Raw genomic sequence first — 26838 nt, forward strand, 5'->3', positions numbered from 1 at the left:
ATGCCGAACATGATGCCGATGATGGATAATAATCAAATGCCAAACATGATGCCGCAACAAATACCTATGCCCTATCAACCACAGATGATGCCACAACAGTATCCATATTATCAAATGCCATATCAACAACAGCAAAATCCATATTATCAAATGCCATATACACAAGGGGTACCAATGATGCCGCAGCAAATGCCGATGCAACATACTTCAATGCCGTATCAACCACAAACTGAGAATAATATGCCACCGATGATGCAAAAAGAGGAAGATTGTGGATGTGGTGAGGAAAGAAACCTATATAGTCCGCAACCAGGTGGCCCATATTATCCTAATTCTCCATACCATTCAGGGGCCCAAGTTGCATATGCACCGCAGCCAGGTATGATGAATTATCAACAAGACCCGCCAAAAATTTTTGGGGAGTCCTTTGCAGAAGATGAGGAATAATTTGGGGTATGTTAGCGATGAAAAGAAATTGTGTTAGAAAATTCCTAGTGAAATATTAACAAGTGTAAAACCCCCCTTTGTTACCCACTATAAGAAGGAGCTTTTCGAGAGAGAAGTTTAAGCCTAACAAGGGGGGTTTTTATATTGAGTAAAAAGATTAAAGTGATTGCCGCTTCTTTGTTAGTTACCAGTGCATTAGTTGCATGTGGTACACCCAATGATAAAAATGCGATGGATGAACGTAATGCGAATTATAATTATGAACGTACATCTTATTATGATAACCAACCATATGGAAATAATGTAACACGTACAAACCCTTATACCGATTATGTCACATATCGAAATGGGAATAGAGTTACAGATAATGTATACGATCGTCGTAATGATGTTGGATATAATTATTACCGTGATGTAAATTACCACGGTCAAATTGCAAATCCTTATCCAACTCGTAACATTACAATGAACAATTCATACGTGAACAACGATGGTAAAACTGCAGAAAAAATTACAAATCGTGTTAAGCGTATGAATAACGTAGATCGTGTTTCTACTGTTGTACGTGGAAATGATGTAGTAATTGCGGTAAAACCACGTAATGCAGTAACAGATGAAGCAGCGATGGCAAATGAAATTCGTCAAGCTGTTACCAATGAAGTGAAAAATCGTAATGTGTATGTAACTGTGAAAAATGATATGTTTAATCGTGTTGATACAATGAATACACGTCTGCGTAATGGAACAGTTACAAATGATTTAAACCGTGATATAGAAAACTTGGTCCGAGATATTCGTGCTGGTGTAACTGGTACAGTGAGATAACAAAAAAGGGAAAGGTTTCCGCCTTTCCTTTTTTGTTATCGTAAGTATTAGCAGGATACATAGAAGATTATTCATCCATATCCTGTAACCTTTTTTTCTTAATAAAGTAGCCAATGGAATAAGAAGATAAGAAGCATAAGAAAAAAATACTTCCAATAAGAAGTGCTTCCCATAATGGTCTTTCAGGACTGAAGATAACATAAATAACAACAAAGATAATTCCTACAATAGCAGAGCGTAAAACAAGTTTGTAATAAGGAGTGACTTTCATTCCCTTTTCATTTTCTTCTGCATCAACAGAGATTCCCATTTGTAAATAGGCTAGAAGTATACTTGTTAACATAAATAATAACCATAGTGGAGATTTTGTAATTTGATCGATTCCTTCATTGAAGCCGATATATCCTAGGATGCCTATTATACCAATGGATTGAAATAGAAAAGCAATGCGAATGTTCTTTAAATTTTGAAGGATTAAACGTTCATCTTTTATTTTTTTCAATATACTCACCCCTGTTCATCAAATTTTTCAGTTCACTCATATTAAGTGTAACATATATATTGCATTAATTAACTTATATATTACTAAATGGACTGTAGGAATAAGTACTGGTGTAAAAAGGTAATAAATATTTTTATTTATTATGTTGCTTTTCGGTGCTATTAATGTTATATTAGCAAAGCGATGAGCTAATTTACGTAAGACGAGAGATATGCTTAAGTGCTAAACACGCGAATGTGGTCGCCTGGTCTCTCGCCGTAAACGCATCAAGACGCCTGCTATGCAGGCGTCTTTCTTATTATATGATAGAAAACGATTCATGCAGGTAGGGTTACACCTTATCTGCATTTTTTAGTTTCAATAAAAATAACTATTCTTGTTATCATGGATAAAACACCCATTTCCGGCAAAACTACAAATGGAAGTTCTATATTGCCTAGAAGAGGTGAGCGGAAATGAAGTTCATGATGGTTGCAGTTCAAGTTGTAATCGCTATGTTTTGTTTATATCATGAATCGAGTGTGATAGCTGCGGTTCCTGCACCAAAGGTCACACAAAAAGAACCTCAAGTTACGATTTTATTAGAGCGTATGTATGTGGATGGAGAAGTAAGTGAGGAAATTTTCACTGAAAAAGTAGCAAACTTAGAACAGTTTCTTCAGCAGTACAAAGAATGGCAACTTGTTGATCGAGATGATACACAAATTGTATTGCAAAAAAAGGTAGATGATATTTCACCACTACTTAAAACGAGTGGATATTTTGGTGTTTCTAATGAGGGGATACTGCAAATTTTTAATGGTGTGCCACAAGAAGATAATGCGATTCATTCCTTTTTTCAAATTGATATGAAGAAGCTAGAAAGTTATGAACGAGCAGAGTTAAAACGCGGTATTCGCATCAAGTCAAAAGAACGTTTTGTGAAGACGATTGAGAAAATGAGGCAGTATGCAGTACAAAATAAGAAAAATAGCAGCTNNAGCTGCTATTTTTCTTATTTGTTTTTATCTAAAATTTGTTTTGCAATTTCATCAATTAGCATATCTTTTCCAATTGGGTTGAATGCTTGTGTGTTAAAGACTTCATTACTTACTTCGTAAACGTGGTTATTTTTTACCGCTTTGTTATCTTTCCAAACGGCGCTGTTTTTGTAATCATCATAAACTTTATCTGCTTCGCCGCCGAAGTTTACGATAAACATTTGATCAGGCTGGAATGCAACAAGGCCTTCTAATGATACTTGTGCCATCGTTTGTTTTAAATCTGTACCTTTCGTTGCAGGAAGTTTTAAATCGTTAAAGAGAATATCACCATAACCAAAGCTACCATATACACGGAAGTTTTGCGGTGTTACAGCAAGGAACATAAAGTTCTCATCTTTTGTTTTCTCTTTAATCTTTTTAGATAAGGACGCAGCTTTTTTATCGTAGTCTGCAATCCATTTATCAGCTTTTTTCTCTTCGTCAAATAGCTTGCCTACTTCTTTAAATTTACCGCGCCAGTCTTCTAAATTTGTTTCTAGGACAACTGTAGGTGCAACTTTTGATAGTTGATCATAAATTTTTAATTGACGGTTGTTTAAAATGATTAAGTCTGGTTTTAAAGCAGTAACTGCTTCTAAATCGACTTTAGGTGCCCAGTACCAACCAACTGCTTTTACACCTTCTAGTTCTTTTTGTAAATGATTTTGGATTTTATCTTTATACGTGTTGGCAGTACCAACTGGTTTATGACCAAGAAGTAATAGTTCTTCAGATGATCCAGATAAATCAACAATTCTTTTTGGATTTACTGGAATTGTAGCTTCTCCCTTAGCGTGTTTGACAACTTTTGTTTTCGGTTGTTCTTTCGCCTGTGATTCTTCTTTTTTAGAAGAGCAACCAACGATGGCAAGAACAACAAGAATAAGAGTAAGTAGAATAGATAAATTGCGTTTCATCTTGTATGTAACCCCTTTAATTAGTATTGATAATCATTATCGCAATTGTAATATTAATTTGCTTTATATCATTCTGTCAACATTAAAGAAATGGAAAATCTAAACAGAGAACATTTGTTGGGGCAGTCTCGCTTTTCTATCATTAAATATGTTAAAATGGAATACATGATTTAAGAGGGAGAGATCGTATTTTGTTTGAATATGTTACAGGCTATGTGGAATATGTAGGGCCGGAATATGTCGTTCTTGATCATAATGGAATTGGCTATCAAATTTTCACGCCAAATCCGTATGTATTCCAAAGAAGTAAGCAAGAAATTCGTGTATATACATATCATTATGTGAGAGAAGATATTATGGCGCTTTACGGATTCAAGACACGTGAGGAGCGTTTATTATTTACAAAACTGTTAGGTGTGTCAGGGATTGGGCCAAAAGGTGCACTTGCCATTTTAGCTTCTGGTCAAACCGGACAGGTTGTACAAGCGATTGAACATGAGGATGAAAAATTCTTAGTGAAATTCCCAGGAGTCGGAAAGAAAACAGCGCGCCAAATGATTTTAGATTTAAAAGGAAAATTAGCGGATGTTGTACCAGATGCATTTGTTGATTTATTCTCAGATGTAGAACGTTTCGACGAGGAGAAAGGCTCATCGGCTGAGCTTGACGAAGCGCTTGAAGCGTTGCGTGCACTTGGTTATGCAGAACGAGAAGTAAATCGCGTTATACCGGAGTTATTAAAAGAATCACTTACGACGGATCAATATATTAAAAAGGCACTTAGTCTTTTACTAAATGGTAAGAGGTGAGTAGAATGGACGAACGCCTCCTTTCAGGAGAATCCGCATATGAAGATGCGGATTTAGAATATTCGTTACGGCCACAGACGCTCCGTCAGTATATTGGCCAAGATAAGGCAAAACATAATTTAGAAGTGTTTATTGAGGCGGCGAAGATGCGTGAGGAAACATTGGATCACGTACTATTATACGGGCCGCCAGGGCTTGGTAAAACAACGCTTGCGAATATTATTGCTAATGAGATGGGTGTTAATATTCGAACAACGTCAGGTCCAGCAATTGAGCGTCCAGGAGATTTAGCGGCAGTGTTAACTGCACTTCAGCCTGGCGATGTATTATTTATTGATGAAATTCATCGTTTGCACCGATCAATTGAAGAGGTGTTATACCCAGCGATGGAAGATTTCTGTCTTGATATTGTCATCGGTAAAGGTCCAAGCGCACGATCTGTACGTCTGGATTTACCTCCATTTACGCTAGTTGGTGCGACCACGCGCGCTGGTGCATTATCAGCACCGCTTCGAGACCGCTTTGGTGTGTTATCGCGATTAGAGTACTATACAGTAGATCAACTATCAGCAATTGTGGAGCGTACAGCAGAGGTGTTTGAAGTTGAAATAGATTCATTAGCTGCTTTAGAGATCGCGAGGCGTGCACGTGGTACACCGCGTATTGCAAACCGTTTACTAAGACGTGTACGTGACTTCGCGCAAGTTCGAAGTGACGGAACAATTGCGATGGAAATTACCCAAATGGCATTAGAGCTCCTACAAGTCGATAAACTAGGTCTTGATCATATCGATCATAAATTACTGCTTGGAATTATTGAAAAGTTCCGCGGTGGTCCAGTTGGGTTAGAAACAGTTTCAGCAACAATCGGAGAAGAATCCACTACAATTGAAGATGTATATGAACCATACCTACTTCAAATCGGATTTTTACAACGGACGCCAAGGGGCCGAATTGTAACGCCACTTGCGTATGAACATTTTGGAATGGAGATGCCTAAGGTATGACAGATATACCGAAGCTGCTTATCACGGCGGGTATTCTTCTCATTGTTATCGGCTTAGCTTGGAAGTTCATCGGAAGGCTTCCAGGCGATATTTTTGTGAAAAAAGGAAACGTTACCTTTTATTTTCCGGTCATTACATGTATTGTGTTAAGTATTGTATTATCTTTTATTATGTATATAATAAATCGATTTAAATAGAAATAGGTGGATATAGTTATGGATATTAATCTGTTTGATTTTCATTTACCGGAAGAACTTATTGCACAGACGCCTCTTGAAGAGCGTGAAACATCAAGATTAATGGTGTTAGACCGTGAAACAGGTGATATCGAGCATAAGCATTTTACGGACATTCTTTCTTATTTACATGAGGGAGATTGTTTAGTTTTAAATGAAACGAAAGTTATGCCTGCTCGTTTGCATGGTGTGAAAGAAGATACAGGTGCACATATTGAAGTGCTTCTTTTAAAACAAGAAGATGGAGATAAGTGGGAAACACTTGTGAAACCGGCTAAACGTGTAAAAGAAGGAACTATCATTTCTTTTGGTGAAGGAAAGCTAAAAGCAACTTGCATCGGAACAGCTGATCAAGGTGGTCGTCAGCTTGAGTTTTCGTATGATGGTATCTTTTATGAAATTTTGGATGAACTTGGAGAAATGCCGCTACCTCCATATATTAAAGAAACGCTGGAAGATCGCGACCGTTATCAAACGGTATATGCGAAGGAAATTGGTTCTGCAGCCGCGCCGACAGCTGGACTTCATTTTACAGAAGAATTATTAGAGAAGTTAAAGCAAAAAGGCGTTCATTTAGCATTTATTACGCTTCATGTTGGTCTTGGTACGTTTAGGCCAGTTTCTGCTGATACAATTGAAGAACATCATATGCATGCGGAGTATTATCATATGTCAGAAGAAACGGCAGATTTGTTAAATCGTGTAAAAGAGAACGGTGGCCGCATTATTACAGTTGGTACAACGTCAACTCGTACATTAGAAACAATTGCTACAGATAACGATGGTAAGATTTGCGGGGCATCTGGATGGACGGATATCTTTATGTATCCAGGATATGAATTTAAAGCAATTGATGGTTTAATTACAAACTTCCATTTACCAAAATCAACATTAATTATGCTTGTGAGTGCATTTGCAAATAGAGAAAATGTACTTCATGCTTACAATGAAGCGGTAAAAGAGAAATATCGTTTCTTTAGCTTCGGTGATGCGATGTTTGTTGCATCTCATTCTAAAGTAGGAAACAAATAAAAAGGAGTAAATCTATGACAGCTATTCGTTATGAATTTATTAAAACATGTAAACAAACGGGCGCACGTTTAGGTCGCGTTCATACACCGCACGGCTCATTTGATACACCGACATTTATGCCAGTTGGTACACTTGCGACAGTAAAAACAATGTCACCAGAAGAGTTAAAGGCGATGGACTCTGGTATTATTTTAAGTAATACGTATCATTTATGGCTTCGTCCAGGTCACGAAATTGTTCGTGAGGCAGGCGGATTACATAAATTTATGAACTGGGATCGTGCTATCTTAACAGATTCTGGTGGTTTCCAAGTGTTTAGTTTAAGTGACTTCCGCCGTATTGAAGAAGAGGGCGTTCATTTCCGTAATCACTTAAATGGAGATAAGTTATTTTTATCGCCAGAAAAAGCAATGGAAATTCAAAATGCATTAGGTTCAGATATTATGATGGCATTTGATGAGTGCCCGCCGTTCCCTGCTACGTTTGAATATATGAAAAAATCTGTAGAACGTACGAGCCGCTGGGCAGAGCGTTGTTTAAAAGCTCATGAGCGTCCACAGGATCAAGGTTTATTTGGTATTGTACAGGGCGGAGAGTTTGAAGAACTTCGTCGTCAAAGTGCGAAAGACCTTGTTTCAATGGACTTCCCAGGGTACGCAGTAGGTGGTTTATCAGTTGGGGAACCAAAGGATATTATGAACCGCGTACTTGAATTTACAACACCGCTTCTTCCTGATAATAAGCCTCGTTACTTAATGGGAGTAGGTTCGCCAGATTCATTAATTGACGGTGCAATTCGCGGTATCGATATGTTTGACTGTGTACTTCCAACTCGTATTGCTCGAAATGGTACATGTATGACAAGTCAGGGTCGTTTAGTTGTGAAAAACGCGAAGTTTGCAAGAGACTTCGGTCCGCTTGATCCAAATTGTGATTGCTACACATGTAAAAATTACTCTCGTGCGTATATTCGCCACTTAATGAAATGTGATGAAACTTTCGGAATTCGTTTAACGTCTTATCACAATCTTCATTTTCTGTTAAACTTAATGGAGCAGGTGAGACAAGCCATCCGTGAAGATCGTCTTGGCGATTTCCGTGAAGAGTTCTTTGAACAATATGGCTTTAATAAACCGAATGCTAAAAACTTCTAATACATATAATTAAAGGAGGAACAAAAGATGAATCCAGGTATGATGAATATCATCATGATTGTTGCGATGTTTGCGATTTTCTATTTCTTATTAATTCGCCCGCAACAAAAGCGTCAAAAGGCAGTAGCTCAAATGCAAAGTGAATTGAAAAAAGGTGATGCTATCGTAACAATCGGTGGCTTACACGGTACAATTGAGTCAGTAGATGAGACTAAGATTGTTGTTAAATCTGGTGGTTCACACTTAACATTCGATCGCAATGCGATTCGTGAAGTTGTGAAGAACTAACAAGTAGAAGCCCTGCAAATGCAGGGCTTCTTTTAATTTGTACGTTTTGTCATGTTAACACCAAATATGCCCCCAAGTGTACTTGCACCCATTAAAGCTAACTGATAGAGAAATTGTGATTTAGATAAAGAATTTGAGAATCCTAAGTAGCTAACGAGAAAAACAAGAATGGTAAAGGTAATCCCCGTTGTAAGTCCAACTAGCCAGCCTTTCCCTTGCGCTTTTTTACCAGCAACAAAGCCAGAGATGAGCATAGAAAGAATAGCGAATATGAAAAGGGTTACTGTCAATGTTCCTTCGCTAATATTTGTAAACTTTAATAATAGAGCAACAATCATACTTGTAACTGAGGCAAGGATTAATAAAGTGATAATACCAAAACCGATTGCTGTAGATAATTTTTTTGTTCCATCCATTATGCATTCCTCCTTTTTAATACAAGCATATTTTCATTTCTTGCAAGTTAGACTAGTTTCTTTTTTGCTGGTTAAACTACACCTTAGAAGAAATATGTAGAAAGGAGATTAAAGATGGGGTTATGGGGAATTGCTTTACGAACGGTGGTACTGTATTTTATTATGTTAATCATTTTTCGAGTTATGGGAAAGCGCGAAATTGGAGAGTTAAGTATATTAGACTTAGTCGTTTTCATCATGTTAGGAGAGCTTGCTGTATTAGGAATTATTGAAGCCGATCGTCCTATGTGGGATCAACTTGTCTCTATGATAGTAATTGTAGTGATTCAAGTTGTATTAGCATATGCTTCGCTCAAAAGTGGAAAGATACGTCATCTAATCGATGGTGAACCGGCTATTCTTGTTCGGAGAGGGAAGATTGATGAGAAACAAATGCGAAAGCAACGTTATAATATGGACGATTTATTAATGCAGTTAAGAGAAGAAGGGATTGGCGATATTCGAGATGTTGAATACGCAATTTTAGAAGCTTCAGGGAAATTATCTGTATTTGAAAAGCAAAAGAGTAAAAAAAATAAGGATGATAAGCTTGTTTTTTCATTTCCGTTAATTATTGATGGTGAGATTCAACAATCACATTTGCATATGATTGAACAGTCAGAAGAATGGCTTGTGAAAAAATTAAAGAGCATAGGACATCGAGATGTAAATGAAATTTCGTATTGTAGCTTTCAAAACGGAAAGTTTTTTGTAGATTTAAAAGATAAGTAAGAAGTTTGCTATTGAAAAAGCAAACTTCTTACTTATGTGGTTATTTCAAAAATGATAGCTTTCGGAGTAAAGGAAGGCGTTGCAATTCATCTTTACGGATGAGTTTGAAAATAAGAAGCAGTACAATGTAAAGGATAGTGGTGAGTGTGATTTCCCATAATGTTTGTATGCCGAGTGAATGTGAAAAAATAATGTGTTGGTGAAGATAGAATCCGAAAGTTCCTGCAAGGGCAATCGCAATCCCTCCAAAAATATAATCTCTCATGTAAATTGTAAATGAAATTTTTTTTAAGACTGTTGCATAGTGAAGGAATGTGACTGTCACAATGTTAGCTGCAATTGCAATTGCGACTCCCATCATTTGAAATTCTGAACGTGAAGCGAGCAAGAAAATAACGAGCAGTTTTACGATAGCTCCGATAAATGTGTTCATCATTGCGGCGCGTGCTAAGTTTAAAGCTTGCAAAACAGATGTAAGGGGACTTTGAAAGTAGTGAAATAAAAAGCAAGGTGCAAGTAATTGAATGAATGCTGTTGCGCTATCTGAACCGTACATAAGAGTTAAAACAGGTGAAGCGAATACGTAAAGAATAACGACAGACCAGCCTCCGGTAATTAAAGAAATACGCAGCGCTTGTTGCAGGCGATGTTCTACTAATCGATGCTGCCTTTTTGCCATTGCTTCACTAATAGATGGTACAAGTGCTGTAGAAAGAGCGTATGTAATAAAAGCTGGCAATGATAGGAGCGGGAAAGCATAGCCATTTAATATGCCGTATTGCTGCGTAGCAACTGAAGCGGCGACGCCCGCAATAGCTAGACTTTGCATAACGACAATTGGTTCGAAAAAGTAAGAAACCGATCCAATTAAGCGGCTTCCTGTAGTTGGAAGGGCAATTTCCATAAGGGAATGAAATGTATGTTTACTTTGCTTAACGGTGCTCATAAAGCCAGATCGTATCGAGAGGTGTTTTTCACGCTGGAATAGGGTGAGTAAAAATAATAATGAGGCTACTTCACCGAGTACAGCGGACAACATTGCTCCTGCAGCTGCATATTCAACACCATAAGGTAAAAATAGACGAATACATACTGCGATAATTGTAATACGGACAACTTGTTCTAGTACTTGTGCATAAGCGCTTGGTTTCATATTTTGCTTTCCTTGGAAGTATCCTCGCAAAACAGATGAAACAGCAATGACAGGAACGACGGGTAAAATGGCCATGAGTGGATAGTATGTTCTTCTATCTGTTAATAAAGTTTCAGCTAAAATCGGGGTGAGAAGCATGATTGCGATTGTTAAGATAATACTAATAACGGATGTAATCGCTAAGGAGACTGTTAATATTCTCTTCACTTTTTGTTTATCATGTACTGCTTCTGCTTCTGCAACGAATTTAGCAATAGCAACAGGAAGTCCGATTTGTGTTAATGTAATTGCTAAAATAAAGGTGGGAACAGCCATCATATAAAGACCGACACCTTCTTCTCCTAAAATACGTGCCATTACAATTCGGTTTATGAACCCGAGAATTTTCGTAATAAACCCGGCAATCATTAAAATAAATGCACCTCGTAAAAAGCTTTGTCTCGTCATGGTCTTCTCCTACCTTCTCAAAATCAATGGAATGATTTACAATAATTTATATGCACGTATGAGACAAGAATGACAAGCATTTAAGAGGGTGAACATATAAAGTAACAATCCTACTAAGAAGAAACTTTTGAAATAGAACTCTTAAAGGTGGTTATTGCTGTCCATTAGAGCGGGATGAAAAGCGACTTTTCGTGCTGAAATAAAAAGGAGATGTGATGTATGATTGAGAAAGAAGATTTGGTAGAAGCTTACCGCGGACAGTTACAAGTCGTTTTAGAAAGCAAAGTAGAAGAATTTCAAATGATTGGTTATGACCGAGTGACGACTGAGGATGTTTGGAAATGTTTAAAAAGTAAAAAGTGGAAAAAGGTAGATAGTGACGTTAGATTGTATGAACTTGTGAATGATGTGCTAACATTATCAGCAAATGAGTATATGACATATTTAACGGTAGAAGCGTATCAAGAACCACTTTGGTCATTTGACGAATATGAAAATAAATAACCGGCTGTAATTGGTTTGTTCTTCCTTTTGCAGTATAATGATAAGTATTGATAAAGAGGAATGTATATGTCAGAGATTTTAAGTAAAGGAGGTAGAAAGTAGAAATTATAAAAAATGGTGGTAAGGTATAGGCTGCGTCTCAGCACATAAAGTGTAGAAGCGAGATTTGCCTATATGGCTAGTAAGAAAAGTGAAATTCACAGAAAGGAAGCCTACTAACTAGACAAACATATAAGGGTAGAGGAACACCTGTGAATAAACAGGAATGATTGTTACAGGGATTTGTCTAGCGTAAATGAATGATAGGGTTTGTTTATGGTTTTAGTAGCAGAAAGAAGGTACATATGGCAAAGCGAAGTACTAGAATCGTCGCGTTCTTTCTCATCGTATTGTTAATCGGTGGAATTATTGGTGCGACAGGAAAAAACGTAACAAAAGGAATTAGTCTTGGACTAGACCTTCGCGGTGGCTTTGAAATCTTGTATGAAGTAAAGCCAGCGAAAAAGGGAGATAAGATTGATCAGGCTGCACTTGTAAGTACAGTTGGTGCTCTTGAAAATCGTGTGAATGTTCTCGGTGTTAGTGAACCGAATATTCAAATTGAAGGAAAAGATCGTATTCGTGTACAGCTTGCGGGTGTCAAAGATCAGCAAAAGGCACGTGAGATCTTATCTACTCAAGCAAAATTAACATTCCGTGATGTAGATGATAATCTTCTCATGGATGGAACGGATTTAAAGGGCGGAGGAGCGAAGCAAACATTTGATGAGCAGGGTCGACCAAGCGTTGGGCTTACATTGAAAAGTGCTGATAAATTCCGCGAAGTAACTGAAAAAGTATCTAAAATGCCACCACCAACAAACTTAATGGTGATTTGGCTTGATTTTGAAGAAGGTAAAGATTCTTATAAAGCAGAAGCAGCAAAACCAAATCCGAAATTTTTATCAGCAGCAACAGTAAATCAAGTATTTAATCAAAAAGAAGTATCCATCGTTGGTGGAAACTTTACGGTTGAAAGTGCGAAGCAACTTTCAGACTTATTAAATGCTGGTGCACTTCCTGTTGATTTAAAAGAAATGTATTCAACATCTGTTGGAGCAAAATTTGGTGAACAAGCATTGCAGAAAACGATTTTTGCTAGTGTAATCGGGATTGCTATAATCTTCTTATTCATGCTAGTATTCTACCGCTTGCCAGGATTAGTAGCGGTAATTATGTTAGGGTTATATATCTTTATTACATTGCTCGTCTTTAACTGGATGCATGCGGTCCTTACGTTGCCAGGTATTGCGGCATTGGTACTCGGGGTTGGTATTGCGGTTGACGCGAATATCATTACATACGAGCGATTGAAGGAAGAATTGCGAATTGGTAAGTCAATGATGTCAGCATATCGCGCTGGTAATCACCGTTCATTAGCAACGATTTTAGATGCGAACATTACGACAATTGCAGCTGCTGGAGTATTATTTGTTTATGGGACAAGCTCTGTAAAAGGGTTTGCGACAAGTTTAATTGTGAGTATTTTAGTTGGCTTTATTACAAACGTATTCGGTACGCGTTTCTTACTTGGATTACTTGTGAAAAGCCGTTACTTCGATAAGAAATTATCGTACTTTGGAGTGAAAGAGAAGGAAATCATTCCATTGTCAAAAGGTGTGGAACATGCACCAACGAGATTTGACCGTATTAATTTCGTAAACATCGGTCACAAGTTCTTCTTATTCTCAATTGTAGTTGTAATTGCTGGAGCAATTATACTACCAATTTTTAAACTGAACCTTGGAATTGACTTTGCAAGTGGTACACGTATGGACTTGCAGTCAAAACAAGCGATTAGTGTAGAGCAAGTTCAAAAAGATTTACATGAATTGAAAATTGATGTAAAAAAAGAGGACATTGTGCCAACTGGAGATGACAATAAAGGATTTGCCGTTCGTACAATTGGTGTTTTATCGAAAGATGAAATTGCAAAGGCAAAAACATTCTTCCACGATAAATACGGTACAGATCCGAATGTAAGTACAGTTTCTCCGACAATTGGGAAAGAAATTGCACAAAATGCATTTATCGCAGTTATGATTGCCTCAGCGGTTATCATTTTATATGTAAGTATTCGTTTCCGTTTCACATATGCATTATCTGCTGTAATTGCACTACTGCATGATGCGTTTGTTATGATTGTTGTGTTCAGTATTTTCCAATTGGAAGTTGACTTAACATTTATTGCGGCGGTATTAACAATCATTGGTTATTCTATTAATGACTCGATCGTTACATTTGACCGAAACCGCGAGCTATACAAACAGAAAAAACGCATTCGCGACTTGAAAGATTTAGAAGAAATTGTGAACGCGAGTATTCGTCAAACAATCGGTCGTTCTATTAATACAGTTCTAACTGTATTGTTCCCAGTTATTACACTGCTTATCTTTGGTAGTGAATCACTCCGCAACTTCTCATTTGCATTAATGGTCGGATTAGTTGTAGGTACGTACTCTTCTATTTTCGTTGCTTCTCAAATCTGGCTAATGCTTGAAAATCGCCGATTGAAAAAGGGAAAAGGCAAGAAGAAAGTAGAAAATGAAGTAACAGAACCACAAGTGTAAAAATTAGAAAAAAACATATAAAAAGATGATGCCTCTTTAGAGGCATCTCTTTTTTCGTTTGCGGATACACTAAAGTGACACTTCCTTTAGCGGTGTTTGCTAAAGGTTAGTGGAACCAATCGGGGTCTTAGGGACAGTGAAACTTCTCGAATAAGCAAACAGATTACTGTCCTTTAGACCGGGGTAAAGTGACACTTCCTTTAGCGCTTTTTGCTAAAGTTTAAAGTGGGGGGTGTTAGTTGCATAGTGAATGCGGAATAACAAGGGAGTTTGAGAAAAGAAGGGATTTTATTTATGGAAAAAGATGAACGTTTTAAACAGGCGGAGTTTGGTGCTATTGTTGGAATCGTTGGAAATATTGTCTTAGCGATTGTAAAGGCGGTAATTGGTTATATTGGGAATAGTAAGGCACTTTTAGCCGACGCAGTTCATTCAGCATCAGATGTAGTTGGTTCATTAGCTGTATTTTTTGGATTACGCGCAGCGAAGCAACCGCCAGATGAAGATCATCCGTATGGACATGGGAAAGCGGAATCGATTTCAGCGATTATTGTGGCAGTATTATTATTTATTGTTGGAATTGAAATTGCGATCTCGTCTATAAAAGCTTTTACGCAGGAACTTGAACCACCTAAGGGCATTACAATTTTTGCGGTGATTCTTTCTATCGTAGTAAAAGAGGGTATGTTTCGGTATAAATATCGATTAGGAAAACGGGTAAACAGTGATGCAATTATTGCAAATGCATATGAGCACCGTTCAGATGTGTTTTCTTCAATTGCAGCTTTAATCGGGATTTGTGCAGCGATTATTGGAGATAAATTAGGTTTAGATTGGCTTGTATACGCTGATCCTGTTGCGGGATTGTTTGTTTCTTTGCTTGTTGTAAAGATGGCGTGGAGTATTGGAGAAGAAGCAATCCATACAACGCTTGATCATGTACTCCATGAGGAAGATGTTATTCCATTGAGAGAAGCAGTTCTTGGAGTAGATGGTGTGAAAAAAATCGGCTCCCTATATGCGAGAGAACATGGTCATTACGTTATTGTTGATATTAAAGTGTCTGTTGATCCCTATATCACAGTGGAAGAGGGGCATAGCATTGGGAAGCATGTAAAAGAGGTACTGATGAAACAAGATAACGTACAGAATGTGTTTGTTCATATTAATCCGTACTCTCCTGATTGAGATGAACCGAGTAAATGCACATTTGTTTATAGAGATATTCAATCTTAGTTAATAGAACTTGTATCATATTGTCACCCCTTAATCTGTCTTGTATAATGGACAGGTTAAGGGGTGATTTCGTGTTACAACCGAAGACGCGTTGGAAAGAAAAGTCATTTAATGAAGAGCAGGTAAGTGGGTTGGCAAGTAAATTGCAATTATCACCTCTTGTTACTTCGTTATTCCTCGGTAGAGGTTTAGATACAGAAGATAAGATTGTGGACTTTTTAAATACAGAAAGACAAGAATTTCACGATCCATTTTTACTTGAAGGAATGGATCGTACAGTAGAGCGTGTAAAACAAGCTATTCAAAATGGAGAACAAATTTTAATTTTTGGTGATTACGATGCCGATGGTGTAAGCAGTACGACAGTGTTATATCTTGCTCTTCAAGAACTAGGTGCGGATGTTGAGTTCTATATTCCAAACCGTTTTACGGAAGGATATGGGCCAAATGAAGAGGCGTTCCGCTGGGCACATAGTGCGGGATTTTCTCTTATCATTACGGTTGATACAGGTATTGCAGCAGTTCATGAAGCTAAGGTTGCAAAAGACCTTGGTATAGATCTCATTATTACAGATCACCATGAGCCACCGCCAGAGCTTCCAGAAGCACTTGCGATTATTCATCCGAAGCTAGAAGGCGGTGTGTATCCGTTTCATTATTTAGCGGGCGTTGGTGTTGCATTTAAAGTAGCGCATGCATTACTTGGACGTGTACCAGAGCATTTATTAGAAATTGCAGTGATTGGTACGGTGGCCGATTTAGTATCGCTTCATGGTGAAAATAGATTGCTTGTGCAGCGCGGTTTAAAACAAATGCGAATGACGAAAAATATTGGTTTAAAAGCATTATTTAAAGTAGCGAATGTTTCACAAAGCGAGATTACGGAAGAAAGCATTGGCTTCTCAATTGCACCGCGTATTAATGCAATTGGTCGTTTAGAAGATGCGGCACCGGCTGTTCATCTGCTTTTATCAGAGGATCCAGAAGAAGCAAAAGAGCTTGCTGAAGAAATCGATGAAATGAATAAGCTTCGAAAAGATATTGTAAAGCAAATTACAGAAGAAGCGATCGCAGAGGTAGAAAACAACTATCCTCCAGAGGATAATAAAGTATTAGTCCTTGCAAAAGAAGGATGGAATCCAGGTGTGATAGGGATTGTTGCTTCTAAACTAGTAGAGCTTTTCTATCGCCCAACAATTGTATTGTGTATTGATCCTGAGAAGCAAACGGCAAAAGGATCTGCGCGTAGTATTGCGGGATTTGATTTGTTTGCGAACTTATCAGATTGTAGGGAGTTGTTACCGCACTTTGGAGGGCATCCGATGGCGGCGGGAATGACGCTTCATATGAATGACGTGGAGGAACTGCGCCGTCGTTTAAATGAACAAGCAGATGCGATCTTAACCCCTGAAGATTTTACACCGATTACAACAGTTGATGCGATTTGTAAAGTGGAGGATGTGACGCTCTCAGCGATTGAGGAAATGCAGAAACTCGCGCCATTTGGCGTTGGTAATCCGAAGCCGCGTATCGCAATTAGAGATGCAGAGTTAGAAAGTATTCGTGCGATTGGATCTGATGGTTCGCATTTAAAAATGGGACTTCGCAGTGGACAGGCAACGTTAGATACGATTGGATTCGGATTTGGAGCCTATGCGAAAGAAATTTCACCAGTTGCTCACGTTTCTGTTGTCGGTGAGGCATCTATTAATGAGTGGAATAATTTCAAAAAACCGCAACTTATGATTCAAGATATTGCGGTAGACGCATGGCAATTATTTGATTGGCGTAGTATGCGTAATGTGGAATCAAATTTAGCAGAACTTTCACGAGAAAAGATCACAATGGTGTATTTTTCTGAAGAGGTATTAAATAAATTTTCTTTAGAAGAATATAAAGAACAACTTATGCATGCTTCAGAAGTGAATGAGCTAGATGATCGCTATATTGTTTTGTTAGATTTACCAAAGGCAACAGATGAATTACGTGACTTATTTAAAGCAGGCTTCCCAGCGCGAATTTATACGCTGTTTTATCAAGAGAGTAACCATTTATTTAGTACGGTTCCAACAAGAGAACATTTTAAATGGTACTATTCCTTTTTACATCAAAAAGCACCATTTTCTTTAAGACAACATGGGGAACAACTATGTCGTCATAAAGGTTGGTCAAAAGATACAGTAAATTTCATGACACAGGTGTTTTTTGAGTTAGAATTTGTTACAATAAAAGACGGTGTCATTTTTATGGCAGAAGAAATGAAAAAGCGTGATTTAATTGAATCGAACACATATCGTGAGAAAATGAACCACCTTCAATTAGAAAAAGAGTTGGTTTATAGCACATATCAACAACTATATACATGGTTTGAAGCGATTCGTAATCATAAAGAAGTAGAACAGTTAGGGTAAAGGCCTTGTATTTACAGACCTTTTATATCTGAGGAGGATTCAGAAATATGGATTTCAAGCAACATATCGCAATTGTACCGGATTATCCAAAAGAAGGTATCGTGTTTAAAGACATCACACCTTTAATGAACGATGGGAAAGCATACAAAGCAGCAACAGATGAAATCGTTGCTTATGCGAAAAAAAGAGACATTGATCTTGTAGTAGGACCAGAAGCACGTGGCTTTATTATCGGTTGTCCAGTTTCTTACGCACTAGAAGTAGGGTTTGCGCCAGTTCGTAAATTAGGAAAATTACCTCGTGAAGTCATTACAGTTGACTATGGTAAAGAGTATGGGAAAGATGTTTTAACAATCCATAAAGATGCAATTAAACCAGGACAACGCGTATTAATTACAGATGATTTATTAGCTACAGGTGGAACAATTGAGGCGACAATTAAGCTAGTTGAAGAGCTTGGCGGAATTGTAGCAGGGATTGCATTCTTAGTAGAACTTACTTACTTAGATGGTCGCAAAATGTTAGACGGTTATGATGTATTAGTGTTAGAAAAATACTAATTATTTATATAGGTGAAACTACGGCGATAGAAAAAGTACCCGTGAATCTCTTGGAGAGGAGCGGGTACTTTTGTATCATTGTACAAAAAAGTATGGTGAAATATCAGTAAAATCTTTTCCTTTTCACAATTCACAATCATTAGGTTATAATGATAGAATAAAATTTATTCTAATGAGTAAGGAAAAAGTCAATTTTCAATAAAAGGTGATTCGATGGCAAATGAGCAAGTACTAACAGCTGAACAGGTACTCGAGAAAGCAAGTCAATATTTAGCGGACGATGATATTGAGCTGGTGGCGCGTGCTTATGAATATGCACGTGATGCACATAGCGAACAGTATAGAAAATCGGGTGAGCCATATATTATTCATCCGATTCAAGTTGCAGGTATTTTAGTTGATTTACACATGGATCCATCTACAGTTTCGGCAGGTTTTTTGCATGATGTAGTAGAAGATACCGAGGTTACATTAGAGGATATTGAACGGGAATTTAATAAAGAAATTGCAATGCTTGTTGATGGTGTTACAAAGCTTGGGAAAATTAAATATAAATCCCATGAGCAGCAGCAAGCCGAGAACCATCGCAAAATGTTTATTGCAATGGCTCAAGATATTCGTGTTATTTTAATTAAATTATCTGACCGTCTTCATAACATGCGTACGCTGAAGCATTTGCCTCAAGAAAAGCAGCGTCGTATTGCAAATGAAACGTTAGAAATTTTTGCACCTTTAGCTCATAGACTCGGAATTAATACAATTAAATGGGAGCTAGAGGATACGTCGCTTCGCTATTTGAATCCGCAGCAATACTATCGCATTGTAAACTTAATGAAGCGAAAACGTGCAGAGCGGGAAGAATATTTAGATGAAGTTATGACGGGTATTCGTGACAAACTGAAAGAAGTAGCGATTCAACCGGAGATTTCAGGACGTCCAAAACATATTTACAGCATTTATCGTAAAATGGCACTTCAAAATAAACAATTCAATGAAATTTATGATTTGCTAGCTGTGCGTGTTGTTGTAAATAGTATTAAAGATTGCTATGCCGTACTCGGTATTATCCATACATGTTGGAAACCGATGCCAGGTCGTTTTAAAGATTATATTGCTATGCCAAAAGCAAATTTATACCAATCTCTTCATACAACTGTGATTGGCCCAAAAGGTGACCCACTTGAAGTGCAAATTCGTACGAAAGAAATGCATGAAATTGCAGAGTACGGGATTGCCGCGCACTGGGCGTATAAAGAGGGGAAAGCTGCCGAAGCGACAGGTACCCTTGAGAAGAAATTAACATGGTTCCGTCAAATATTAGAATGGCAAAATGAAACTTCTAATGCAGAAGAGTTTATGGAGTCATTAAAGATCGATCTGTTTTCTGATATGGTGTTTGTCTTTACACCAAAAGGCGATGTTATGGAATTGCCGCTAGGCTCTGTTCCAATCGATTTTGCTTACCGGGTTCATTCCGAAATCGGAAATAAAACAATTGGTGCAAAAGTGAATGGGAAAATGGTAACACTTGATTATAAGTTAAAAACAGGTGATATCATTGAAATTTTAACCTCGAAACATTCGTATGGACCAAGTCAAGATTGGGTGAAACTTGCACAAACATCTCATGCGAAAAATAAAATTCGCCAATTTTTCAAAAAGCAGCGCAGAGACGAGAATATCGAAAAAGGTCGCGAGCTTGTTGAAAAAGAAGTGCGCAATTTAGAGTATGAAATGAAGGAAATATTAGCACCGGACAATTTAAAACGAGTGGCTGAGAAATACAACTTTGCGAATGAAGAAGATATGTTTGCGGCAGTTGGATATAACGGTATTACCGCTGCGCAAATTGTAACACGTCTAACGGACAAGTTCCGTAAACAACGTGAAGAAGAGCAAGATATTGTAGAAGTAAAAGAAGTTCGTAAACCGATGAAAATTCGTAAATGGGATTCGGGTGTAAAAGTAAGCGGTGCTGATAATTTATTAATTCGCTTATCGAAATGCTGTAACCCAGTCCCAGGTGACGATATCATTGGATATATTACGAAAGGCCGAGGTGTTTCTATTCACCGTCGCGATTGTGTGAATGTGCATACAGATGAGGCGAAGGAACGTTTATTAGAAGTAGAGTGGGAAGGAAGTCCAGAGAAAGAAATTGAATACAATGTTGATATTGAAATTTCTGGATATGACCGCCGTGGCTTATTAAATGAAGTTCTACAAGCTGTTACAGAAACGAAAACATATATTTCGGCTGTTTCAGGTAGAAGTGACCGTAATAAAATGGCCACAATTAATATGTCAATTTCGATTCGTAACTTACATCATTTGAAAAAGGTAGTAGAGCGCATTAAACGAGTTCCAGAAATTTATGCAGTACGCCGTATGATGCATTAATAGGGAGTGTATAAAGTATGAGAGTTGTCTTGCAACGATCAAAGGAAGCGTCTGTTACAGTAGATGGTGAAATTGTAGGACAAATTCCGTTTGGGTTAACATTGTTAGTTGGCATCACCCATGAAGATACAGAAAAAGATGCAACTTACATTGCTGAAAAAGTTGCAAATTTACGTATTTTTGAAGATGAGAACGGGAAGATGAACCATTCGGTACTTGATAAAGAGGGGCAAGTTCTATCCATTTCGCAATTTACATTGTACGGAGATTGCCGTAAGGGAAGACGTCCAAACTTTATGGATGCTGCTAAGCCAGACTATGCAGAGCATTTGTACCATTTCTTTAATGAAGAACTTCGCAAGCAAGGATTGCACGTAGAAACGGGGCAATTCGGAGCGATGATGGATGTTTCTTTAATTAATGATGGTCCGGTGACCTTAATTTTGGAGAGTAAGTAAGGGTGAAGAGAGGAGAAATCCTCTCTTTTTTAGCTTGTTTGAAAGATAAGTAGACCTTTACTTTTTGTCGTTTTTTGCCGTTTGGCCGATATTCTTTGTCGAATCGCTGATAAAATTCTATTTACCATTTTACATCAGCTCCCTATCTCACTAGTTTTTTTATAAACATATAACGTTGTTTGTTTCTCTCTTTTTTATAACAGGGATTTTTGTGGAAAATAAGTGTAATGATATGAATAAAAATGATCGTCAAAATATAAAAAAGTCTGCACTGTAGATTCTCCGCTGTATTGGTGTATAACTAACTTATCAATATGGAACAATAGAAGTAAAAACATCCATATTGATTGTGAGGGATACACGTATGCGCATGAATGAAAAAGGGCATTCTGTAACAAATGGTGCAAACCAATTATTTAACGTGAATTTTCATGAATTTATCGATAAAGAACAGAACAATACTTCTATGGAGCTCGCTTCTGAATTTGGTATTTCCCTTCAAGATGTTAAGCGGTTGAAGAGACAGATTGAACGCTCCTAAGAGACTTGACAACTGTTAGGAAGAAACGTATAGTAATTTTATATTTACATATGAAGAGAACCGATGATAGAGAAGAGTAGATGAGATACACGTGAAAAGAGAAGAAATGTCCTAGGCTGAAAACATTTCTACATGATGACTGATCGAATGACACTCTGTAGGTTTCAACTTGAACGGTTTATAGGCTTAGTAGAGATTGAACGCAAATTTAAGCGTTATTAAAAAAGTGGAAGCATACGTGCTTCAATTAGGGTGGCACCACGGGTATCATACTCTCGTCCCTACTGTGTAATCAGTAGAGGCGGGAGTTTTTTTATTTTTAATAAGATTAAAACAATTTGAGGAGGAACTGAATATGTCTATTCAAATCCCACGCGGAACGCAAGATATTCTTCCAGGTAGTGTAGAGCTATGGCAGTATATTGAAGGGCAAGCACGCGAAATTTGCCGTCGTTACAACTATAAAGAAATTCGTACACCAATTTTTGAGCATACAGAATTATTTTTACGCGGTGTTGGTGATACAACAGATATCGTGCAAAAAGAAATGTACTCATTCCAAGATCGTGGAGAGCGTAGCTTAACACTTCGTCCAGAAGGAACAGCACCTGTTGTACGTTCTTACGTTGAAAACAAAATGTATGGTGATGCAACGCAGCCGACGAAATTATATTACATCGGTCAAATGTTCCGTTATGAAAGACCACAAGCGGGTCGCTATCGTCAATTCGTACAATTCGGTATTGAAGCAATCGGTAGTAATGATCCTGCAATTGATGCGGAAGTAATCGCACTTGCTGTGGAATTTTACCGTGGTATGGGCTTAAAAAATATTAAAGTTGTACTAAATAGCTTAGGAGATGCAGCGAGCCGTCAAGCGCACCGTGAAGCGTTAATTGCTCACTTTGAACCGCGCATCGGTGAGTTCTGTTCTGATTGCCAATCTCGTTTAGAGAAAAACCCACTTCGTATTTTAGACTGTAAGAAGGATCGTGGTCATGAATTAATGAACGCGGCACCATCTATTACAGAATACTTAAACGAAGAATCAACAGCGTATTATGAAAAAGTACAAGAGTTATTAACAATGATGGATGTTCCATTTGAAAAAGATCCAAATCTAGTACGTGGTTTAGATTACTATCAGCACACTGTGTTTGAAATTATGAGTGAAGCAGAAGGATTTGGTGCCATTACGACATTAAGTGGTGGCGGTCGATACAACGGACTTGTACAAGAAATCGGTGGACCGGAAATGCCAGGTATCGGTTTTGCAATGAGTATCGAACGTTTAATTATGGCACTGAAAGCTGAAAATATTGAATTACCAATTGAACATAGCATTGATTGTTACGTTGTAGCGCTTGGAGAAAAAGCGAAAGATCACGCTGCGAAAGTTGCATTCGATCTTCGTAAAGCGGGATTATCAGTTGAAAAAGATTATTTAGATCGCAAAATGAAAGCACAATTTAAATCAGCAGATCGTCTAAATGCGAAGTTTGTAGCTGTATTAGGGGAAGATGAGCTTGATAAAGGTATCATTAACTTAAAGAGTATGGCAACAGGTGAGCAAGAAGAGGTAGCGTTAGATGTATTTGCTTCATATGTAGCAGAGAAATTAATATAGGGGGAACTTATAGTGGCTGAAAGAACACATGCATGTGGAAAAGTAACAGTAGAAGCAGTTGGGCAAACGGTTCAATTAAAAGGTTGGGTACAAAAGCGCCGTGACTTAGGTGGATTAATTTTCATCGACTTACGTGACCGCACAGGTATCGTGCAAGTTGTATTTAACCCAGAAACATCTAAAGAAGCACTAGAAGTAGCGGAAACAATTCGTAGCGAATACGTATTACACGTAGAAGGGACAGTTGTTGAGCGCGGTCCTGGTGCAATTAATGACAATATGGCAACAGGACGCATTGAAGTACACGGGGCGAAAGTTAATGTACTAAATGCAGCAAAAACGACGCCGATTATTATCGCAGATGATACAGATGCATCAGAAGATGTTCGTTTAAAATATCGTTATTTAGATTTACGTCGTCCGGTTATGTATAACACATTTAAAATGCGTCACGATGTAACAAAAACAATTCGTAACTTCTTAGATTCAGAAGAGTTCTTAGAAGTTGAAACACCGATTTTAACAAAGAGTACACCAGAAGGCGCGCGTGACTATTTAGTGCCAAGCCGTGTGCATGAAGGTGAATTCTATGCATTACCTCAATCCCCGCAGCTATTTAAACAGCTTCTTATGGTTGGCGGATTTGAGCGTTATTACCAAGTAGCGCGTTGTTTCCGTGATGAAGATTTACGTGCGGATCGTCAACCGGAATTTACACAAATTGACATCGAGGCATCATTCTTAACACAAGATGAAATTCTAGAGATGATGGAACGCATGATGACGAAAGTTATGAAAGATGCAAAAGGTGTAGAGGTTCATGCACCATTCCCTCGTATGAAGTATGCTGATGCGATGGCTCGCTATGGTTCTGATAAGCCAGATACGCGCTTTGCGATGGAGCTTACTGACCTATCTGAATTCGCAGCAGGTTGCGGATTTAAAGTGTTCACAAGTGCTGTAGAAAGTGGCGGACAAGTAAAAGCAATTAATGCAAAAGGTGCGGCAGGCAAATATTCTCGTAAAGATATTGATGCATTAACTGAATTCGTAAAAGTATACGGAGCAAAAGGTTTAGCTTGGTTAAAAGTTGAAGAAGATGGCTTAAAAGGACCGATTGCGAAATTCTTCGGTGAAGAAGATGCAAACGTACTAATGAGCACATTAGAAGCGGCTCCTGGTGACTTATTACTATTCGTTGCTGATAAGAAAAGCGTTGTTGCAGATAGCTTAGGTGCACTTCGTTTACGATTAGGGAAAGAGCTTGAGTTAATTGATGAAAGCAAATTTAATTTCTTATGGGTAACGGACTGGCCACTTCTTGAGTACGATGAAGATGCTGATCGTTACTTCGCAGCGCATCATCCATTTACAATGCCATTCCGTGAAGATGTTGAATTACTAGAAACAGCACCAGAAAAAGCGCGTGCACAAGCGTATGACCTTGTATTAAATGGTTATGAGCTTGGCGGTGGTTCACTTCGTATTTACGAGCGTGATGTACAAGAAAAAATGTTTAAAGCACTTGGTTTCTCTCAAGAAGAAGCACAAGAACAATTTGGATTCTTATTAGAAGCATTCGAATATGGTACACCACCACATGGCGGAATTGCATTAGGTTTAGATCGTCTTGTAATGTTACTTGCAGGTCGTACGAACCTTCGCGATACAATTGCATTCCCGAAAACAGCGAGTGCAAGCTGCTTATTAACAGATGCGCCAAGCCCAGTTGCTGAAGCGCAGCTTGAAGAGCTGTACTTACAATTAAACGTAAAAAAAGAGAAGTAAGAACGGATCCTAGATGGTTATACGAACCCATCTAGGATTCTTTTTTTAGGGGAGAGTTTTAATTTTCATGGTATATAGTAAGTTTACAAAGGTAAAAATAAAAAAGCTGGTGCAATACCAGCTTTTCGTTTTAATCAAATGGATATTAGTGGAGCCCTTTCATGAAGCTTTGAATTTTTGGTGATAACATAAATAATGTTATGCTTAATACGATAGATATAGCGCCAATAACTCCAAAGTAAATAATTTCTGTTGCAGGATTGTATAGTTTTACAACCTGTGCATTTATAGCTTGTGCGGATGCAGTAGATAAAAACCACAAACTTATTGTTTGTGCTGAAAACGCAGCTGGAGCTAATTTTGTTGTTATTGATAATCCTGCAGGTGATAAACAAACTTCTCCAATTACTACTAATAAAAAGCTAAGAACTAACCAGATCGGACTTACTAGGGAATCTGTACCGTTAATATAAGCAGGAATAATCATAATCAAGAATGATAATCCAGCAAAAAGTAATCCGATAGCAAACTTTTTTGTAGTAGAAGGTTGGCGTGTGTTAAGTTTTATCCAAACCCATGCAAATAATGGTGCCAGTAGTACTATAAATATAGGACTTAATGATTGAAACCATGCAGATTGTATTTTGAATCCAGCAAATTGTAACTGGGTCCGTTGATCAGCGTAGGTAGCTAAAATAATGGCACCTTGCTCTTGTATAGCCCAAAACATTGTAGCTGCAATAAATAACGGTATATAAGCAAGAAGGCGAGAACGTTCAACCTTTGTAGTTTTTGGACTACGATACATATAAATGAAATAGCAAGTAGGAATAATAATTCCTAAGATACTTATTAAAAAAGTAAAACGATTAATCGTTAATAACCCAGTGGGTATTGTAACAGCACATAAGAAGACGATAATAAGTATGCTTATGCTAAATTGTTTAAGTGTTTTCTTTCGTTCCGCACTTGTTAAAGGGTTTGGTATTTGTGTACCAGCTAAACCAAGAGTCTTCTTTTTCGTAAACACAAATAGTAATAAGCCTATCATCATACCAACTGCGGCAATTCCAAAACCAAGATGGAAATTATATTGTTGACCTATTGTACCAACGACAAGAGGGGCTACAAGAGCGCCTAGATTAATGCCCATATAGAAAATGCTAAATCCGGAGTCTCGACGTGCGTCTGATTTACTATATAAATTTCCAACAATACTAGAGATATTTGGTTTTAATAATCCTGTTCCAAATATTAAAAAGATCATCGATATAAATAAAGTAGTAATACTACCTGGTAGCGATAGAATAAGGTGACCGACCATAATTAAAATGCCGCCCCAAAAAACAGTTCTACTTGAACCCAGTAGGCGATCAGAGACCCAACCACCAATAATGCTGGACATATATAATAGGGATCCATAAATTGCCATAATTGAGGTGGCAGTAGCTTGATCAATCCCTAATCCGCCTTGTGCAATAGAATAATACATATAGTAAAGTAATATGGCCCTCATTCCATAATAAGAAAATCTTTCCCAAAACTCCGTAAAGAATAAAGTAAATAAACCTTTAGGATGTCCAAAAAAACCTTTTTGTGGAATACTTGCAATAATTTCGTTTTGTTCTTTCCTATCCATCATGTTATCTCCTTAATATTTTTAGATATTATTTCAGTA

Annotated in this window: 24 protein-coding genes, 1 pseudogene and 1 other annotated feature; of the genes and pseudogenes, 20 read left to right on the plus strand and 5 right to left on the minus strand. The window is 37.7% G+C overall.

The window, feature by feature from the left end; translation table 11 throughout:
* Both CN373_RS16470 and CN373_RS16475 read left to right on the plus strand, forming a co-directional pair.
* Positions 1–447: spore coat protein (locus CN373_RS16470; protein ID WP_240519114.1), on the plus strand; the 447-nt coding region annotated here is incomplete at its 5' end.
* 144 nt (positions 448–591) lie between these two features.
* Entirely contained in the window at positions 592–1272 is a 681-nt protein-coding gene (locus CN373_RS16475; protein ID WP_000037689.1) for a YhcN/YlaJ family sporulation lipoprotein, read from the plus strand.
* 67 nt (positions 1273–1339) lie between these two features.
* On the opposite strand, the gene CN373_RS16480 is transcribed toward CN373_RS16475, so the two are convergent.
* Positions 1340–1774 carry a hypothetical protein gene (locus CN373_RS16480; RefSeq protein ID WP_000721224.1) on the minus strand — a complete coding sequence of 145 codons (435 nt, stop codon included), beginning with the start codon at positions 1772–1774 and terminating at the stop codon, positions 1340–1342.
* A 455-nt stretch (positions 1775–2229) separates the two neighbouring features.
* Between CN373_RS16480 and CN373_RS16485 the strand changes: the two are divergent.
* Positions 2230–2751 (plus strand): annotated as a pseudogene (locus tag CN373_RS16485) (BofC C-terminal domain-containing protein); the annotation flags it as partial.
* A gap of 17 nt (positions 2752–2768) precedes the next feature.
* Here CN373_RS16485 and CN373_RS16490 read toward each other — a convergent pair.
* Entirely contained in the window at positions 2769–3713 is a 945-nt protein-coding gene (locus CN373_RS16490) for an iron-hydroxamate ABC transporter substrate-binding protein (RefSeq protein WP_098359740.1), read from the minus strand.
* Between the two features lie 191 nt (positions 3714–3904).
* Between CN373_RS16490 and ruvA the strand changes: the two genes are divergently transcribed.
* From ruvA to yajC, 6 genes are read left to right on the plus strand one after another with little or no spacing between them, the layout of a single operon-like run.
* A complete protein-coding gene (gene ruvA / locus CN373_RS16495) occupies positions 3905–4522 on the plus strand; it encodes a Holliday junction DNA helicase RuvA (RefSeq protein ID WP_098359741.1) in 618 nt (205 codons plus the stop codon).
* Positions 4523–4527: 5 nt separating this feature from the next.
* Positions 4528–5529 (plus strand): Holliday junction branch migration DNA helicase RuvB, encoded by a 1002-nt coding sequence (gene ruvB / locus CN373_RS16500; RefSeq protein WP_000344447.1) that lies wholly within the window; start codon positions 4528–4530, stop codon positions 5527–5529.
* Positions 5526–5726 (plus strand): DUF2905 domain-containing protein, encoded by a 201-nt coding sequence (locus CN373_RS16505; protein WP_098359742.1) that lies wholly within the window; start codon positions 5526–5528, stop codon positions 5724–5726. Before ruvB ends, CN373_RS16505 begins: the two co-directional genes overlap by 4 nt.
* An 18-nt stretch (positions 5727–5744) precedes the next feature.
* A complete protein-coding gene (gene queA / locus CN373_RS16510) occupies positions 5745–6797 on the plus strand; it encodes a tRNA preQ1(34) S-adenosylmethionine ribosyltransferase-isomerase QueA (RefSeq protein ID WP_098359743.1) in 1053 nt (350 codons plus the stop codon).
* Between the two features lie 14 nt (positions 6798–6811).
* On the plus strand, positions 6812–7951 hold the full coding sequence (gene tgt / locus CN373_RS16515) for a tRNA guanosine(34) transglycosylase Tgt (protein WP_000125373.1): 1140 nt from the start codon (positions 6812–6814) through the stop codon (positions 7949–7951).
* A 27-nt stretch (positions 7952–7978) separates the two neighbouring features.
* Positions 7979–8239, plus strand: coding sequence for a preprotein translocase subunit YajC (gene yajC / locus CN373_RS16520; RefSeq protein WP_001068063.1), 261 nt, complete (start codon positions 7979–7981; stop codon positions 8237–8239).
* 32 nt (positions 8240–8271) lie between these two features.
* On the opposite strand, the gene CN373_RS16525 is transcribed toward yajC, so the two are convergent.
* On the minus strand, positions 8272–8655 hold the full coding sequence (locus CN373_RS16525; RefSeq protein ID WP_000349142.1) for a TIGR04086 family membrane protein: 384 nt from the start codon (positions 8653–8655) through the stop codon (positions 8272–8274).
* Positions 8656–8769: 114 nt separating this feature from the next.
* On the opposite strand from CN373_RS16525, the gene CN373_RS16530 reads away from it, so the two are divergent.
* The gene (locus CN373_RS16530; RefSeq protein ID WP_000524918.1) at positions 8770–9426 is read left to right on the plus strand and encodes a DUF421 domain-containing protein; all 657 of its coding nucleotides are present in this window, start codon (positions 8770–8772) and stop codon (positions 9424–9426) included.
* Positions 9427–9466: 40 nt separating this feature from the next.
* Here the strand turns inward: CN373_RS16530 and spoVB are convergent, their stop codons facing one another.
* Positions 9467–11026: a stage V sporulation protein B gene (spoVB, locus tag CN373_RS16535; protein WP_000198307.1), complete on the minus strand. Its 1560-nt coding sequence runs from the start codon at positions 11024–11026 to the stop codon at positions 9467–9469.
* Positions 11027–11245: 219 nt separating this feature from the next.
* On the opposite strand from spoVB, the gene CN373_RS16540 reads away from it, so the two are divergent.
* From CN373_RS16540 to aspS, 10 genes are all read left to right on the plus strand, one after another.
* Positions 11246–11530, plus strand: coding sequence for a post-transcriptional regulator (locus CN373_RS16540; protein WP_000570309.1), 285 nt, complete (start codon positions 11246–11248; stop codon positions 11528–11530).
* Positions 11531–11874: 344 nt separating this feature from the next.
* On the plus strand, positions 11875–14139 hold the full coding sequence (gene secDF / locus CN373_RS16545; RefSeq protein WP_001129485.1) for a protein translocase subunit SecDF: 2265 nt from the start codon (positions 11875–11877) through the stop codon (positions 14137–14139).
* A 294-nt stretch (positions 14140–14433) separates the two neighbouring features.
* On the plus strand, positions 14434–15327 hold the full coding sequence (locus CN373_RS16550) for a cation diffusion facilitator family transporter (protein WP_000409747.1): 894 nt from the start codon (positions 14434–14436) through the stop codon (positions 15325–15327).
* Between the two features lie 119 nt (positions 15328–15446).
* On the plus strand, positions 15447–17786 hold the full coding sequence (recJ, locus tag CN373_RS16555) for a single-stranded-DNA-specific exonuclease RecJ (protein WP_098359744.1): 2340 nt from the start codon (positions 15447–15449) through the stop codon (positions 17784–17786).
* A 47-nt stretch (positions 17787–17833) separates the two neighbouring features.
* Positions 17834–18346: an adenine phosphoribosyltransferase gene (locus CN373_RS16560; protein ID WP_000346223.1), complete on the plus strand. Its 513-nt coding sequence runs from the start codon at positions 17834–17836 to the stop codon at positions 18344–18346.
* A 213-nt stretch (positions 18347–18559) separates the two neighbouring features.
* Positions 18560–20746: a GTP diphosphokinase gene (gene relA, locus CN373_RS16565; protein ID WP_098359745.1), complete on the plus strand. Its 2187-nt coding sequence runs from the start codon at positions 18560–18562 to the stop codon at positions 20744–20746.
* A 17-nt stretch (positions 20747–20763) separates the two neighbouring features.
* Positions 20764–21204, plus strand: a complete 441-nt coding sequence (locus CN373_RS16570) for a D-tyrosyl-tRNA(Tyr) deacylase (RefSeq protein ID WP_098359746.1) — start codon at positions 20764–20766, stop codon at positions 21202–21204.
* 364 nt (positions 21205–21568) lie between these two features.
* A complete protein-coding gene (locus CN373_RS25600; RefSeq protein ID WP_001242606.1) occupies positions 21569–21745 on the plus strand; it encodes a hypothetical protein in 177 nt (58 codons plus the stop codon).
* Between the two features lie 54 nt (positions 21746–21799).
* Positions 21800–22031 (plus strand) — a binding site (T-box leader).
* 69 nt (positions 22032–22100) lie between these two features.
* Complete coding sequence (gene hisS / locus CN373_RS16580) at positions 22101–23372, plus strand: histidine--tRNA ligase (protein WP_098359747.1); 1272 nt, start codon at positions 22101–22103, stop codon at positions 23370–23372.
* Between the two features lie 12 nt (positions 23373–23384).
* A complete protein-coding gene (gene aspS, locus CN373_RS16585; RefSeq protein ID WP_000840922.1) occupies positions 23385–25160 on the plus strand; it encodes an aspartate--tRNA ligase in 1776 nt (591 codons plus the stop codon).
* Between the two features lie 145 nt (positions 25161–25305).
* Here the strand turns inward: aspS and CN373_RS16590 are convergent, their stop codons facing one another.
* Positions 25306–26799 carry a peptide MFS transporter gene (locus CN373_RS16590; protein ID WP_000375178.1) on the minus strand — a complete coding sequence of 498 codons (1494 nt, stop codon included), beginning with the start codon at positions 26797–26799 and terminating at the stop codon, positions 25306–25308.
* Between the last annotated feature and the right edge of the window lie 39 nt (positions 26800–26838).

Origin of the sequence: Bacillus cereus (assembly GCF_002561295.1) — a bacterium.
In the GTDB taxonomy this organism is placed as follows: Bacteria; Bacillota; Bacilli; order Bacillales; family Bacillaceae_G; genus Bacillus_A; species Bacillus_A cereus_S.

Coding starts and splice junctions, on each gene's coding strand:
- yajC (WP_001068063.1), top strand. CDS start 7,979: ATGAATCCAGGTATGATGAATATCATCATGATTGTTGCGATGTTTGCG.
- CN373_RS16525 (WP_000349142.1), bottom strand. CDS start 8,655: ATGGATGGAACAAAAAAATTATCTACAGCAATCGGTTTTGGTATTATC.
- CN373_RS16590 (WP_000375178.1), bottom strand. CDS start 26,799: ATGGATAGGAAAGAACAAAACGAAATTATTGCAAGTATTCCACAAAAA.
- CN373_RS16540 (WP_000570309.1), top strand. CDS start 11,246: ATGATTGAGAAAGAAGATTTGGTAGAAGCTTACCGCGGACAGTTACAA.
- CN373_RS16550 (WP_000409747.1), top strand. CDS start 14,434: ATGGAAAAAGATGAACGTTTTAAACAGGCGGAGTTTGGTGCTATTGTT.
- CN373_RS16490 (WP_098359740.1), bottom strand. CDS start 3,713: ATGAAACGCAATTTATCTATTCTACTTACTCTTATTCTTGTTGTTCTT.
- hisS (WP_098359747.1), top strand. CDS start 22,101: ATGTCTATTCAAATCCCACGCGGAACGCAAGATATTCTTCCAGGTAGT.
- spoVB (WP_000198307.1), bottom strand. CDS start 11,026: ATGACGAGACAAAGCTTTTTACGAGGTGCATTTATTTTAATGATTGCC.
- ruvB (WP_000344447.1), top strand. CDS start 4,528: ATGGACGAACGCCTCCTTTCAGGAGAATCCGCATATGAAGATGCGGAT.
- queA (WP_098359743.1), top strand. CDS start 5,745: ATGGATATTAATCTGTTTGATTTTCATTTACCGGAAGAACTTATTGCA.
- CN373_RS16530 (WP_000524918.1), top strand. CDS start 8,770: ATGGGGTTATGGGGAATTGCTTTACGAACGGTGGTACTGTATTTTATT.
- tgt (WP_000125373.1), top strand. CDS start 6,812: ATGACAGCTATTCGTTATGAATTTATTAAAACATGTAAACAAACGGGC.
- CN373_RS16570 (WP_098359746.1), top strand. CDS start 20,764: ATGAGAGTTGTCTTGCAACGATCAAAGGAAGCGTCTGTTACAGTAGAT.
- CN373_RS16505 (WP_098359742.1), top strand. CDS start 5,526: ATGACAGATATACCGAAGCTGCTTATCACGGCGGGTATTCTTCTCATT.
- CN373_RS25600 (WP_001242606.1), top strand. CDS start 21,569: ATGCGCATGAATGAAAAAGGGCATTCTGTAACAAATGGTGCAAACCAA.
- relA (WP_098359745.1), top strand. CDS start 18,560: ATGGCAAATGAGCAAGTACTAACAGCTGAACAGGTACTCGAGAAAGCA.
- secDF (WP_001129485.1), top strand. CDS start 11,875: ATGGCAAAGCGAAGTACTAGAATCGTCGCGTTCTTTCTCATCGTATTG.
- CN373_RS16560 (WP_000346223.1), top strand. CDS start 17,834: ATGGATTTCAAGCAACATATCGCAATTGTACCGGATTATCCAAAAGAA.